Source organism: Burkholderia sp. AU44665, from assembly GCF_030504405.1.
Taxonomy (GTDB): Bacteria; Pseudomonadota; Gammaproteobacteria; order Burkholderiales; family Burkholderiaceae; genus Burkholderia; species Burkholderia semiarida.
The window spans coordinates 1-14,588 of record NZ_JAUJRI010000020.1 but is presented as its reverse complement, the minus strand read 5'-3'; the positions used below and the strand labels follow the sequence as shown (position 1 = coordinate 14,588).

At 70.6% G+C, this 14,588-nt stretch carries 11 protein-coding genes; 10 read left to right on the top strand and 1 reads right to left on the bottom strand.

Translation table 11 applies throughout. The features are described 5' to 3' along the window. Positions 1-14 precede the first annotated feature (14 nt). The 9 genes from QZM15_RS27475 to QZM15_RS27435 all read left to right on the top strand — a co-directional run bounded on the left by QZM15_RS27475 (position 15) and on the right by QZM15_RS27435 (position 8,824). A complete protein-coding gene (locus tag QZM15_RS27475; protein ID WP_302107619.1) occupies positions 15-761 on the top strand; it encodes a molecular chaperone in 747 nt (248 codons plus the stop codon). Between the two features lie 8 nt (positions 762-769). After that, positions 770-1,780, top strand: coding sequence for a fimbrial protein (locus QZM15_RS27470; protein WP_302107618.1), 1,011 nt, complete (start codon positions 770-772; stop codon positions 1,778-1,780). A 237-nt stretch (positions 1,781-2,017) separates the two neighbouring features. Next, the gene (locus tag QZM15_RS27465; protein WP_302107617.1) at positions 2,018-2,683 is read left to right on the top strand and encodes an RNA polymerase factor sigma-70; all 666 of its coding nucleotides are present in this window, start codon (positions 2,018-2,020) and stop codon (positions 2,681-2,683) included. An 85-nt stretch (positions 2,684-2,768) separates the two neighbouring features. Beyond that, positions 2,769-3,011, top strand: coding sequence for an MbtH family NRPS accessory protein (locus QZM15_RS27460; RefSeq protein ID WP_006476052.1), 243 nt, complete (start codon positions 2,769-2,771; stop codon positions 3,009-3,011). A gap of 45 nt (positions 3,012-3,056) precedes the next feature. Beyond that, positions 3,057-4,064: a TauD/TfdA family dioxygenase gene (locus QZM15_RS27455; protein WP_059584109.1), complete on the top strand. Its 1,008-nt coding sequence runs from the start codon at positions 3,057-3,059 to the stop codon at positions 4,062-4,064. After that, positions 4,064-4,912, top strand: coding sequence for an ABC transporter ATP-binding protein (locus QZM15_RS27450; protein ID WP_059584107.1), 849 nt, complete (start codon positions 4,064-4,066; stop codon positions 4,910-4,912). Before QZM15_RS27455 ends, QZM15_RS27450 begins: the two co-directional genes overlap by 1 nt. Next, on the top strand, positions 4,909-6,999 hold the full coding sequence (gene fhuB, locus QZM15_RS27445; RefSeq protein WP_302107616.1) for a Fe(3+)-hydroxamate ABC transporter permease FhuB: 2,091 nt from the start codon (positions 4,909-4,911) through the stop codon (positions 6,997-6,999). The genes QZM15_RS27450 and fhuB overlap by 4 nt, the downstream gene beginning before the upstream one ends. Beyond that, on the top strand, positions 6,996-7,802 hold the full coding sequence (gene fhuF / locus QZM15_RS27440; RefSeq protein WP_302107615.1) for a siderophore-iron reductase FhuF: 807 nt from the start codon (positions 6,996-6,998) through the stop codon (positions 7,800-7,802). Before fhuB ends, fhuF begins: the two co-directional genes overlap by 4 nt. Then, positions 7,799-8,824, top strand: coding sequence for an ABC transporter substrate-binding protein (locus QZM15_RS27435; protein WP_302107614.1), 1,026 nt, complete (start codon positions 7,799-7,801; stop codon positions 8,822-8,824). The genes fhuF and QZM15_RS27435 overlap by 4 nt, the downstream gene beginning before the upstream one ends. A 195-nt stretch (positions 8,825-9,019) precedes the next feature. Here QZM15_RS27435 and QZM15_RS27430 read toward each other — a convergent pair whose 3' ends face one another. Beyond that, a complete protein-coding gene (locus QZM15_RS27430) occupies positions 9,020-10,765 on the bottom strand; it encodes a cyclic peptide export ABC transporter (RefSeq protein ID WP_059643301.1) in 1,746 nt (581 codons plus the stop codon). Between the two features lie 271 nt (positions 10,766-11,036). Between QZM15_RS27430 and QZM15_RS27425 the strand changes: the two genes are divergently transcribed. Then, a partial coding sequence (locus QZM15_RS27425) for an amino acid adenylation domain-containing protein (protein ID WP_302107613.1) occupies positions 11,037-14,588 on the top strand: 3,552 nt, incomplete at its 3' end.

The window sequence follows — 14,588 nt, the reverse complement described above, 5'->3', positions numbered from 1 at the left end:
TCACGGATCCAGCGATGAACAATTCCTTTGCCCTTTCTTTCCCGCGGCGCGCGCTGTGCGCGCTCGCGGCCGCCGGCGCGCTGCTCGCGGGCGCCGCCCATGCGGCGATCGTGCCCGATCGCACGCGCGTGATCTTCAACGAAGGCGAACAGGCCGCGATCGTGACGATCACCAACAAGAGCACGACGTATCCGTATCTCGTGCAGTCGTGGCTGGAGGACGCGAAGGGCAACAGGGTCACGTCGCCGCTGATGGTCGTGCCGCCGCTGCAGCGCATCGAGGCGAACGAGCGCAACGTGCTGCGAATCGCGAAGCTGCCGGGCGCCGAGCTGCCGGCCGATCGCGAAACGGTGTTCTATCTGAACATCCGCGAGGTGCCGCCGAAGACCGACACGCCGAACACGCTGCAGATCGCGCTGCATACGCAGATGAAGCTGTTCTACCGGCCGAAGGCCGTGCAGCCCGCCCGCGACGAGGACTGGACGCTGCCGATGACGCTGCGCGTCGACGCGGCCGCGCACAGGCTGGTGTTCGACAACCCGACGCCGTACCACGTGACGGTCGTCGACGTGAGCGCGGGCGCGCAGAAGACGCCGGTGCCGATCGAGCCGGTGATGGTGAGCCCGATGAGCACGGCTGACGTGCCTTTCAAGGCGGCGACGCCGTCGACGCTGTTCGTCACGCATATCGACGATTACGGCGGCCAGGTGGCGGTCGAATATGCGTGCGACGCGGGTGTGTGCAAGAGCGTGAAGCGATGAGCGGGGGCATGCGTCACCGGGTGTCGCCGGCGGCATGGTTGCGCTGGGTCGTCCTCGTGCTGCTGGTCGCGGCGGTGCAGCCGGCGTGGGCGTTGCGCTGCCTGACCAACAGCGGCGCGACTTCGTTGACCGAGCCGATCGGCGGCGTGGCATCGTACCCGACCGATGCGCCGGACGGCTACGTGATCTGGGTGTCGCCGGTGCGCACGACGTCGGGGTATTGCTACAAGGATCTGGGTGACGCCGGCAGCCTGAAGGTCGTCGACAACATTTACTTCTACGCGAATCCGAATCGCACGGACCCTGCCGCATGGGGGCTCGAGATCGGCATCCGCTACAAGGGCGTCGATTATTTCGACAAGACCAGCAATCGCGGCGGCGGGGTGTTTACCGGGTATGCGGTGCCGCCGTGCAGCCGGTACGACTTCGACCGCGGCCGTTGCCAGCGCACGAACATCAGCATCGACTATCAGGTCGTCGTGCGCAAGAAGGGCAACTGGATCCAGCCGCCGAGCGATATCTATACGGTGTTCCAGTTCGACGGCGAGTTCGGCCTGAATGCATTCGGCACGAGCTTCCAGTACCGCCTGAGCGGCCTGCGCAACCTCAAGCCGACGCCGTGCTTCGTCGACGTGCTCGTGACGCCCGAACCGGGCATCGTCAATTTCGGACAGGTGCAGGCGGCGGGTAGCGGCTTCCTGCCGGCGGTGCCGCGCAAGCGGTTCTCGTTGTCGTTGACCAAGAAGTGCAACGTCGCGGTGCGGGTGGACGGGTATTTCGAAACGAGTTTTCCGGTCCAGAACGGTTTGCTGGTGCCGGCGAAGGACAGCAATTTCGGGATCGGCATCGAGGACAGCCAGGGCAGGGCCATTCCGTTCAACCAGCAGTTCACGCTGGCTCAGTTCGCGTCCAACGTGATGAATCAGAGCGTGTTGATGGACGCGGTGCTGAAGTCGTTCGGTCCGCCAAAGATCGGGCGATTCGATGCGACGGCGACGATTCGGTTGTTTATCTACTGACGGCGGCGGGCACGGCCGAAGCGGCGGCACGCGGATCAAGGGAAACGGCGGCGTGTCGGCGTTTTTTCAAACTCGCCGCCAGATGGTGCGGCCGGATGCGTCCCATCCGTCAAAACATGGATTCCGTCGATTGTTCAGACAAATCCCGACAACCGGAAGGGTCATCCTGTAATCGGATTGAGAATGATTTGCGTTTACGTTAAATTGCGCTATCTCGGAATTTGACGGAGCAGATCGATGGCGATGGCGGAAGTGCTCGACCGACCGGCGGCGGCAGCGGCGAACCCGTTCCTCGGCAGTTATCCGGACCTGCCGCCGCGCGCCGCGCCTCGTGCGCGCCGGGCGGCCGACCGTGCGCAGGGCGCGCTGCTCGACGTGCTGATCTCGCATCGCGCGATGCTCGTCAACGTCGCCCGCGGCTTCGTCGGTTGCGCGAGCCGCGCGGAGGACGTCGTGCACGACGTGTTCGTGAAGCTCGTCGAATTCCCGAACCAGGACGCGGTGCGTCAGCCGGTCGCGTACGTGACGCGGATGGTGCGCAATGCGTCGATCGACGCGTGCCGCCGGCAAAGCCTCGAAAACATCTATCACACGGAAGAGGACGACGGCTTCGACGTGCCGTCGCCCGAGCCGACGCCGGAAGCCGCGCTGATGACGCGCGACACGCTGCGGCGCGTGTGGGCCGCGCTCGACGATCTGCCGGCGCGCAGCCGGGCCGCATTCGAGATGGTGCGGCTGCGCGAGGAGACGCTGCAGACCGCGGCGCGCGCGCTGAACGTGTCGCAGACGCTCGTGCATTTCATGGTGCGCGACGCGGAGCGCCACTGCGCGGAATGCCTTGACGCGTGCCATCGCGGCGTCGCCTGCCCGGTGTTCCTGGGCGGCCGCGCGCGGCGGCGGTAAAAAAACGCGCCGGCCAACCGTCTATCAGACAGGAGCGGCCGAATTCGCCGCTTCGCCTCCTTAAACCGCCCAGCGATTTCCGATCATGACGCAAGCCCCGACGCCTTCCGCCGACACCGACGATCTCGTCTATACGGTCGTCATCAACGACGAAGAACAGTATTCGATCTGGCCGACGTTCCGGCCCGTGCCGGCCGGCTGGCGCGAAGTGGGCGTGAGCGGCCCGAAGGCCGACTGCCTCGCGCACATCGAGACCGTCTGGACCGACATGCGCCCCGCGAGCCTGCGCCGCGCGATGGACGGCGAGCGCGCGACGCGCGCGTCGTGACCCGTTGCGCCGCATGCGCGGCGCGCCACCTGAAGAGGACGTTGCATGACCCTGCTTTCGTTGCCGACGCTCGACGACCTGCGTATCGAGCCGGGACTGCCCACCGTCGTGTCGCCGCGCGGCAACGACGGGATGTCGATCGACGAGGTCGCGCCGCTCGCGCGCGAGATCGCGGCCGACACGCTCGAGAGGGCGGGCGGCGTGCTGTTCACGGGCTTTCGCGTGCCGTCGATCGACGCATTCCAGCAATTCGCGGCCTCGTTCGGCGATCCGCTGATCGGCTATGAATACGCGTCGACGCCGCGCAGTCAGGTCGAGGGCGCGGTCTACACGTCGACCGAATACCCGCCGCACCGCGCGATTCCGCTGCACAACGAGCAGTCGTACACGCGCGAATGGCCGCTGCGCATCTGGTTCCACTGCGCGCTCGCCGCGCCGAAGGGCGGGGCGACGCCGATCGCGGACAGCCGCGCCGTGTATCGCGCGCTCGATCCCGCGCTCGTCGCGCGCTTCGAGAAGCGCGAACTGCTGTACGTGCGCAATTTCGGGCAGGGCCTCGACCTGCCGTGGCAGCAGTCGTTCGGCACCGACGAGCCGGCCGAGGTCGAGCGGATGTGCGCGGCGCGCGGGATCGAATGCGCATGGCGCACCGACGACGACGGCGAATTGCTGCTGCGCACACGCGAACGCTGTCAGGCCGTCGCGCGTCATCCGCGCACGGGCGATCGCGTATGGTTCAACCAGGCGAACCTGTTTCACCTGTCGGCGCTCGACGACGACATGCAGGAAGCGCTCGTCGACGCGGTCGGGCTGGAGAACGTGCCGCGCAACGTGTATTACGGCGACGGCGAACCGCTCGAGGCCGACGTGCTCGCGCAGATCCGCGGCGTGCTCGACCAGCAGCGCATCGTGTTCCCGTGGCGCACCGGCGACGTGCTGATGCTCGACAACATGCTGACCGCGCATGCGCGCGACCCGTTCGAGGGGCCGCGCAAGGTCGTCGTCGCGATGGCGCAGAGTTATACGGTCCCGCGCGACCGAACGGAGGATTGATGACGCGTAGTACCGCCGCGCTTGCCGCGCGCGGGCTGTCGGTGGGATATCGCGACCATGTCGTGATCGACGGGCTGGACCTGTCGATCGCGGCCGGCCGCGTAACCGCGCTGTGCGGACCGAACGGCTGCGGCAAGAGCACGCTGTTGCGCACGCTGGCGGGCCTGCAGCCCGCGCGTGCCGGCCATGTCGAAGTGAACGGCCGGCCGCTCGCGTCGTTTCGCCGCCGCGCGCTCGCGCGCGAGCTGACGATGCTCGCGCAGTTCAACCAGATTCCGTCGGGCCTCACGGTGCGCGAGCTCGTCGCGTACGGGCGCTATGCGTACGGCGGCTTCCTGCGCGGCCTGTCGCGGGCCGATCATGCGGCGATCGACGAGGCGCTCGACACGAGCGGCCTCGCGGGCGACGCGGAGCGCGACGTCGGCGCGCTGTCGGGCGGCGAACGCCAGCGTGCGTGGATCGCGATGGCGCTCGCGCAGCAGGCGCCGATCGTGCTGCTCGACGAACCGACGACCTACCTCGACATTCATCACCAGCTCGACATCCTCGATGCGCTGCGTGCGCTGAACCGCGCGCGCGGGCTGACGATCGTGTGGGTGCTGCACGACCTGAATCAGGCGGCCGCGTACAGCGACGAGATCGTGCTGATGCGCGCGGGTCGCCTCGTCGCGCAGGGCACGCCCGACGCGATGCTCGATCCGGCGCGGCTGCGTGCGGCGTTCGGCGTCGAGATGCTGAAGCTCGCGCATCCGCAGACGGGCGCGCCGATGTGCGTGCCGGCCTACGGGCCGTCGACCGACGGCGCGCCGCAGGCGGCCGGCGTTTTCGATCGGGATCTCGCGGTATGACGACGTTCGCGATGCGCAAGCGCCTCGCGGCGACGGGCAGGGGCGCGGCCAAAGGGCGGGCCGGCGCGATTGCGCTCGGCCTCGTCGTGCTGATCGCGCTGCTCGCCGCGCTACGGATCGCCCCCGATCTGCGCGTGTGGTGGGATGCGGCGCCCGGCAGCGATGCCGCCGCGCTCGCGCACGTGTTCCTGTTCGACCTGAACCTGCCGCGCGTCGCGGCCGCGCTCGTCGCGGGCGGCTGCCTCGGCATCGCCGGCGCGTTGTTTCAATCGCTGACACGCAACCCGCTCGCGTCGCCCGACCTGCTCGGCGTGACGGGCGGCGCCCAGCTCGGCCTGCTCGCGGCGATGCTGGTGCCGGCGTTGGCCGGTGTCGCGTCGGTGCCGCTGCTGTTCGTCTGCGGGCTCGCTGCCGCCGCGTGCGCGATCGTCGCGGCGGGCGGCTGGCGCGCGACGCCGTTGCGGCTCGTGCTCGCGGGCAGCGTGTGCATGCTGCTGTTCGCGGCGCTGTCGACGCTCGTACTCGCGTTCTTCGAGCAGAACATCGCGGGCGCCGCGCTGTGGACCAACGGCAGCCTGTACCAGCCGGGCGCGACGGGCCTCGCGCTCGCCGCGCGCTGGCTCGTCGTGCCGCTCGTCGCGCTGCCGTTCGTGATCCGGCCGCTGAATCCGCTCACGCTCGGCGACGATGCGGCGGCCGCGGCCGGCGTGCGCGTCGATGCGACGCGGCTCGCCGCGACGATCGTCGCGGTCGCGTTCACGAGCGTGGCCGTCAGCATCGCGGGCCCGCTGTCGTACGTCGGCCTCGTCGCGCCGAATCTGCTGCGCCAGATACGCGGCGCGCGCGCGGCGCGGCTCGGCGTGCTGGTGCCGCTGTCGGCGCTCGCCGGCGGCGCGCTCGTACTCGTCACCGACAGCGCGGTGCTCGCGTCAGGGCTCGACGCGACGCTGTCGACCGGCGTTGCGATCGCGCTGGTCGGCACGCCGCTGATGCTCGCGATGATCCGGCGCGGCGCCGCTTGGTCGGGCGTGCTGCATGCGGATGCCGAACGCGCGACGGGCGGCGGCTCGACGCGGCTCGTCGGCTGGCTCGAACGGCTCGGCTGGCCGCTGCGCACCGCGCTGTTCGTCGTGGCGGGCGTACTGGTGGTCTTCGTCGGCGTGTCGGCCGGCCCCGAGTGGCTGTCGCCCGCGCGCTGGTCGGCCGCGCTGTCCGGTCACGATGCGCTCGCGCGCATGCTGATCGACCTGCGCATGCCGCGCCTGCTGTGCGCGCTGCTCGCCGGCGCGTTGCTGGCCGTCAGCGGCGTCGCGATGCAGAGCGTCGTACGCAATCCGCTCGCGGGCCCCGAAGTGCTCGGCGTCACGCAGGGCGCGGGGCTCGTCACGCTGTTCGCGCTGTCGACGTGGCCGCTGATGGGCCATGTGACGCTTGCCGCCGCCGCGCTGACCGGCGGCGGGCTGTCGCTCGCGATCACGCTCGCGCTGAATCACCGGCATCGCTACGCGCCGCTCGCGGTTGCGCTGACCGGCATCGTGATCGGCGCATTGTGGACCACGCTCGCGCAATGGCTGATCACGCAGGAAAGCGTGCAGCCCGCGCGCTTCGTCGTGTGGCTCGTCGGCGGCACGTATGGCCGCAGTTGGGGCGAGGTGTCGATGCTGCTGCCGTGGTGCGTGCTCGCGGTGCCGGTGTTCGCGTGGCTCGCGAAGCCGCTCGACATGCTCGCGCTCGGCGACGATCAGGCGGCCGCGCTCGGCCTGCCGGTGGCCGCGCTGCGGCCGCTCGCGCTGACGATCGCGACGCTCGCGGCGTGCGCGGCCGTCGCGGCGGTCGGGCCGGTCGGCTTCATCGGGCTGATGGCGCCGCATGTCGCGACGATGCTCGGCGCGCGCCGGCATCGCACACGGCTGTGGCTCGCGGCGGCGTGCGGTGCGCTGATCCTCGGCGTCGCGGATCTCGCGGCGCGCACGGTCGTCGCGCCGCGCGAAGTGCCGGCCGGCGTGCTGACCGCGCTGATCGGCGCGCCGTACCTGCTCGGGTTGCTGATTCTCGAGGGGCGCCGCGCCCGGCGCGCGGGGCGATGACGCCCGCGCTCGACGGCGCGCGCGCCACGCGCTTTTCGGCGTTCGCGCCGCAACCGTTCGCCGAACATCTCGACGTCGTCTGGCTCGGCATGCCCGACGATGCACACGTGCATGCGCCGGGCCGTATCGTCGTGCCCGTCGCCGAATTGCCCGCGCATCGCGACGCCGTGCTCGCCGCGATGGTCGACCATTACGGCGGCGATCCCGCGCAGCATGCGCGCGCGCTGATGTCGCAATGGAGCAAATACTATTTCGGCCGCGCGGCGCCGGCCGGCGTCGTCGCCGCGCTGACGCTCGGCCGGCCGCTCGACATGACGCCCGAGCGCACGTTCGTCGCGCTCGACGACGGGATGCCGGCCGCGCTGTATTTCGCGAACGATGCGCTCGGCGCGCCGTGCGTCGATCCCGCGCGGCGTTATGCGGGGCTCGTCGCGCATCTCGGCGCGGTGATCGACCTGCTTGCGGCGATGGGCCGCGTCACGCCGCGCGTGCTGTGGAGCAACGCGGGCAACCTGCTCGATTATCTGCTCGATACGTATCGTTCGCTGCCGTGCGCGGTGGATCCCGTCCGCGATGCGGACTGGCTGTTCGGTTCGACCTGCGTGCGCGGCGAACCGAATCCGCTGCGCCAGCCCGTGCGCGATGCGGTGCCGCGCTCGCCGCTGCTGCCGACGCCGTTTCGCGCGCGCCGCGTGTGCTGCCTGCGCTACGAAATTCCTGGAGAAACGCAACTGTGTGGAAGCTGCCCCCTGCTACTGACGATGGACGACGCGGCGCTGGCCGAGCAGGACGCGTGCCGGTGACGCACGCCGGCCGCCGTCACGCGCTCGGCACGCTCGCGGCGGCACTCGGCGCCGCATGCTGCGGCGCGTTTTCCGCATCGGCCGCTGCGGCTTCCGTCGCCGGCGATGCACGTGGTACACAGGGCGCCGTGTCGCTGGCCGGCAATCCCGTCGTGTCGCAGGCCAGCACGAAGATGCCCGTGCGGCCGCAGCGCGTGGTCGCGCTCGACTTCATGTTCGCGGAAAGCGTGATCGCGCTCGACCTCGTGCCGGTCGGGATGGCCGATACCGCGTTCTACCCGGGCTGGCTCGGTTATCGCAGCGAGCAGCTCGCGCACGTGACCGACATCGGCTCGCGGCAGGAGCCGGGGCTCGAGGCGATCGCGGCGGTCAAGCCGGACCTGATCATCGGCGTCGGTTTCCGGCATGCGCCGATCTTCGATGCGCTCGACCGGATCGCGCCGACGATCCTGTTCCAGTTCAGCCCGAACGTGTCCGAAGGCGGCGTGCCCGTCACGCAGCTCGACTGGATGCGCCAGATCTTCCGGACGATCGGTGCGGTCACGGGCCGCGACGCGCGCGCGCAGGCGGTCGAAGCGCAACTCGACGCCGGCATCGCGCGCAATGCGGCGCGGCTCGCGGCCGCGGGCCGCCACGGCGAGCGCGTCGCGCTGCTGCAGGATCTCGGCCTGCCCGACCGTTACTGGGCCTATACGGGCAACAGCACGTCGGCGGGTCTCTCGCGCGCGCTCGGGCTCGATCCGTGGCCGAAGAAGCCGACGCGGGAAGGGACGCTGTACGTGACGTCGGCCGATCTGCTGCGGCAGCGCGACCTGGCCGTGCTGTTCGTGACCGCGTCGGGGATGGACGTGCCGTTGTCGGCGAAACTCGATTCGCCGGTGTGGCGTTTCGTGCCCGCGCTGAAGGCGCACCGGATCGCGCTGATCGAGCGCAACATCTGGGGGTTCGGCGGTCCGATGTCGGCGCTGAAGCTGGCCGACGTGATGACCGATACGATGCTGAAGCTGCCGGCCGTGCGTTGAGCGCGCGGCGCGCGTCGAGCCACGGACGATGCTGCGTTTGACGGGCAGGGCGTTGCGACCGACCTCACGACGCGCGGTTTCCACCTTTCCTTTTCACCACGCGTCAGCAACATTCCCCGCTGAAACGACAATCGCCGACACACTGCCAATGAATGCAGCGTGCCGGCGATTTTTCTCGTCGACCGTCGTGTCGGGTTACGCGCTCAGCGCATCGACGCCGTCCTGCGCACGCAGGCGCGCCGGCTGCGTGTCGCTGACGATGCGTCCGTTGTCGAGCTTCAGCAGACGGTCGGCTAGATCGAAGTAGCGGTCGTCGTGCGTGATCACGATCACGGCCTTGCCGCGTGCGCGCAGCTCCGGCAGCAGTTGCTCGTAGAACACGGCCTTGAACGACGGGTCCTGATCGGCCGCCCATTCGTCGAACAGGTAGAACGGACGATCCTCCAGATACGCGACGACGAGCGCGAGCCGCTTGCGCTGCCCGGTCGACAGCGCGCGCGTGGAGAACGCGCCGTCGACGACCTTCACCTTGTGGTCGAGCGCGAGTTTCGCGACGAGCGCGTTGGCCCGCGCATCGGCCTGCGCGCGCGACGGGTCGTCGGGGTCGACGATGCCCAGCAGCGCATCGAACAGGTGAAAATCGTTGAACACCGCGCTGAAGCGCTGCCGGTAGGCCGCGCGCTCGCGCCAGCCGATCGTGCGGCCGTCGACCTCGATCGTGCCTTGCTCGGGCTCGTAGAGCCCCGTCAGCACCTTCGCGAGCGTCGTCTTGCCGCTGCCGTTGCCGCCGACGATGAACACGAGCTCGCCCGGCTTGATCGTCAGGTCGATCGGCCCGATGCTGAACATCCGTTCGTCGCGTTCGTGGAAATACGCATGCGTGACGCCGCGCAGCGTGACGGCGCCGGCCGGCGGCACGTCGGGCGCATCGGCCGCGGGCGGCACCGTGCGCAGCGCGCCGAATTCGGCCATCACGCCTTCGATGCGCGTGAGCGACACGCGCGCCGCGTTGACGGTCGGCAAGTTGTTCAGCAGGCCGTCGAGCGGCACGAGCATGAACAGGAACACGACGACGTAGCCGGCGGCCGCGGCCGGGTCGGCATGCACGCCGAGCTGCGGCCAGAACGACGCGACGCCGAGAAACACGTAGAACAGGAAGATGATCCAGCCGACCCCGACCGCATACGCGCTGAACGCGCGGCGGCGGTGGTCGCGCACCTCGCCGATCGCGGCGCCGAGCTGGCCGTCGACGAACTGGCGGGCGCGTGCATCGTGCAGCTTCAGTTCCTTCGCGCCAGAGAACAGCGAGCCGAGATAGCCGAACAGACGGTCCTGCGCCTGGCCGGCGGCTTCGAGCGCCGCGATCGCGCGGCGGTCGCCGGTGTGATAGCCGAGCGAGCCGGCGATGATCGCGGCCAGCGCCAGCAGGCACACGGGCCAGGACAGCCACGCCAGATAGCCGAGGCAGCCGAACACGATCGAGCCGTGCATGACCAGGTTCGGCAGCGCGAAGAACAGCATCGACACGTTGGTCGCGTCGTCGGTCAGCACCGACTGCACGGGCGCCGCGCCGATGCGCTCGATGTCGCGCAGTTCGGCCGCGCCGACGCGCCGCGCCAGATGCACGCGCAGCCGCGCCATCGTGTCCTGCGACAGCCGGGCGAACAGCGTACCCGACACGATCCGCGTGACGAGCGCGATCACCGCGCACAGCGCGAAGCGCCACGCGAGCGCCGCGTCGGCGGCGCCCGGTTGCGACAGCGCGCGGTTCAGCGTCGCGACGAGCAGCACGCTCGCGACGCCGTTCAGCACGCACGCGGTGAGCGCCAGCGTGAGCGACACGCGGCTTTCGCGCAGCAGCGCGAGGATCAGGCGCGCCGCGGGGCGGCCGGGGGAAGCGTCGAGGGACGGCGGGGAAGAAGGCTCGTGGGCGGCTGTCATCGGCAACGTCGGTAAAGGGAGGGCAGGCAATAACGCGAAAACGGCAAATCTGACGCGAAAGCGGCGGGCGGGGCGAGCCCCGTTGCGGCTTTCCTCCCTGATAGACGAACGGGCCGCGCAAATATTTAGTCCCATCGTCAAAAAAAGCGGTCGCACGCACTTTGCGCGCAAAACGGTAAAAAATCGGCTGCGTCGTTCGTCACACCAGTGAAGCCGCCCCTCGCGGCCCCGAGACTTGGCCGAAGCGGCCGGACCGAAGGACTTCACGCACATGACGAGTTTCCCGACTGCGCTGCATCACCGAATCCGCGAACTGGCGCGCCTCGCGCCCGACGCACCCGCCATCGCGGTGCCTTTCCAGAACGACCTGCGCCTGTCGCGCGGTGCGCTCGACGCACGTGCATCGCAACTCGCCCGGCAACTGCGCGCGGCCGGCGTCGGCGCCGAAGTGCGGGTCGGCGTGTGCGTCGAGCGTTCCGGCGAACTGTTCGTCGCGCTGCTGGCCGTGCTGAAGGCCGGCGGCGTGTTCGTGCCGCTCGATCCGCGCCATCCGGCCGCGCGCCTCGACTGGATCGTGCAGGATGTGCAACTGCGGCACGGCATCGTCGACGCCGCCGGCCGCGCGGCGCTCGGCACGCCGTTCGAACACGCGTTCGACGTGACGGCCGAAGCGTCGGGCGTCGCGCAGGTTCACGCGTTCGACGACGATGCCGTGGCCGTGCACCCGCGTTCGGCCGCGTACATGATCTATACGTCGGGCTCGACCGGCACGCCGAAGGCGGTGGTCGTCGAGCACGGGCCGCTTGCCGCGCACTGCGACGCGCTCGCGGCCGCGCTGCCGATCGAGGCGGGCGACCGTCTGCTGCATTTCGCGTCGGTCAACTTCGACGCCGCGCACGAATGCTGGCTCGCGCCGCTCGCGGTCGGCGCCGGCATCGTCGTGGCGCCGCCGCAGCCGTTCGCGCCGGACGCTGCACATGCGCTGATGGTGCGCGAAGCGGTCAACGTCGCCGCATTTCCGCCTGCTTACCTGCGCGAGTTCGCGGCCGTCGCCGCACGCGACGGCGTGCCGCCGGCCTTGCGCGTGCTCGCGTTCGGCGGCGAAGCGCTGCCGCAGCAGGCATTCGAATTCGTGCGCCGCACGTTCCCGGCCGTGCGCCTGATCAACGGTTACGGGCCGACCGAAGCCGTGATTTCGCCGATGCTGTGGCCGGTGGAGCCGGGCGAGACGCCGGTGCTGGCCGCCGACGACGCGTATGCGTCGCTGCCGATCGGCCGCGCGATCGGCCCGCGCGTCGCGCGCATCGACGGCGCCGACGGCGACGGGGTGGGCGAACTGCTGCTCGGCGGCGTGTGCGTCGCTCGCGGTTATCACGGTCGCCCGGCGCTCACGGCCGAACGTTTCATTCCCGATGCGGACGGTGAGCCCGGCGCGCGCGTCTATCGCACCGGTGACCTCGCACGGCTGCGCGACGACGGCGCGTTCGACTATCTCGGCCGCCTCGACGATCAGGTCCAGGTGCGCGGCGTGCGCGTGGAGCCGGCGGAAATCGCCGCATGCCTGCGCTCGCACCCGGCCGTGGCCGACGCGGCCGTGCTGGCCGAAACCGCCAGCGGGCCGACGCGGCTGATCGCGTGCGTCGCGCTGCGCGCGGCGGCCGACGATGCCGCATTGAAGGCGCACGTGGCCGCGCAATTGCCGGCCGCGTGGCAGCCGCACCGGTTCGTGCGTTGCGATGCGCTGCCGTACACGCTGAACGGCAAGCTCGACCGTGCCGCGCTGCGCGAGCGGATTGCCGCCCAGCGGGTTGCCGCCGCACGCGACACGACGCAAGCCGCGGGCGATGCGCCGCGCACGCCGACCGAACAGCAGATCGCGGGCCTCTGGCAAACGCTGCTGGGCCTCGACGTCACGCCATCGCGCGCCGATCGCTTCTTCGCGCTCGGCGCCGATTCGCTCGCCGCGATGCAGTTGCAGGCCGCGATCCGTGCCGCCGTGCGCGTGAACCTTCGGCTCGACACGCTGTTCGCCGATCCGGCGCTCGCCGAACTGGCCGAAACCGTCGATCGCGCGGAGCGCGAGACCGGCGAACCGCTGGCCACGATTGCCGCGCGCCGCACGCCGGCCGATGCGGCCGTATCGGGCGCGCCATACGTCGATCGCGCGGCATCGCTCGCGCAGCAACGCTTCTGGGTGCTCGCGCAGACGCGCGACGCGAGCGCCGCGTATCACATCGCCGCGCACTGGACGATCGACGGGGCGCTCGACCGCGACGCGCTGCAGCGCGCGCTCGATCACGTGATCGGCCGTCACGAAGCATGGCGCACGACGCTGGTCGACAACGACGACGGCGTTGTGATGCAGCGGATTCATGCGCATCTGCCGGTGTCGATCGCCGCCGTCGATCTGCGCGACCAGCCGCCGGCCGCCCGCGACGCGCAAGCCGCGCGTCTCGCCGAGCGCGACGCGGCCGCGCCGTTCGACCTCGCGCGCGGCCCGCTGCTGCGCGCGACGCTCGTCGTGCTCGCCGACGACCGTCACCGGCTGCTGCTGACCGCGCATCACGCGATCACCGACGGCTGGAGCTCGCGCTGCGCGTTCGACGAACTGTCGGCTGCGTATCGCGCCTATGCCGAAGGCCGCGAACCGTCGCTGCCCGACTTGCCGATCCAGTACGCCGACTACGCGGACTGGCAGCGCGACATGCTGGCCGGCGGCGAGGGCGAGCGCCAGCTCGACTACTGGCGCGGCGCGTTGCGCGACGTGCCGGGCCCGCTCGCGCTGCCGGTCGATCGCCAGCCGGGCGCCGTGCGTACGCTGCACGGCGCGCGCGTGTCGGTGCGCCTGCCCGATGCGGTCGCGGCCGACGTGCGGCAACTCGCACGCGATGCGCAGGCGACCGTCTTCACGGTGCTGCTGGCCGCGCTCGACGCATGGCTGTCGCGCGTGACCGGCGAAACGGACGTCGTCGTCGCGGTGCCGGTCGCGCATCGCCAGCGCCCCGAAACGCGCGCGTTGCTGGGTCTTTTCCTGAATACGGTCGCGCTGCGCGTGCGCGTGGCGCCGACGCTGCCGTTCCGCGCGCTCGTCGATGCGGCGCGCACCGCGGCGCTCGATGCGGTCGCGCATCAGGACGTGCCGTTCGAGCGCGTCGTCGATGCGGTGAAGCCGCCCGTCAAGCGCGGCGACGAATGGCTGCGCGTGAAGTTCGCGCAGCAGTTCGACGCCCGGCACGACAGCGTGCTGCCGGGCGCGACCGCGGTCGCGACGCCGGGGCCCGATCTCGCCGCGCGCTTCGACTTCGCGCTGGATTTCACCGACGACGCGAACGGGATCGAGCTGGTCGCGGCGTATGCGACCGACTGCATCGATGCCGATACCGCGCGCGCGTGGCTCGACAGCTATGCGGCGCTCGTCGCATCCGCCGCGCGTGAACCGCACGCCACGACGGCCGCGCTGCCGTGCGATGCGTCGGCTGCGTCGCGTCAGCCGCGCGACGGCCGTGCGCTGTGCGTCGAACACGCCGACATCGTCGCCGCGTTCGCACGGCAGGCGGCCGCGTATCCGCATCGCGTCGCGCTTTCCGACGCATCGGCATCGCTGACGTTCGCCGGACTCGACGACGCGTCGAACCGCATCGCACGCGCGCTGGCGCAGCGCGGCGTGGCCGCCGAAGCGGCGGTCGTCGTCTGCATCGAGCGTTCGGCGCGTTTCGTGGTCGGCCTGCTGGGCGCGCTGAAAGCCGGCGCGCTGGCCGTGCTGCTCGACCCCGCGCAGCCGGCCGCCCGCCTCGCCGCGGCCGCGGCCGACTGCGGCGCGCGC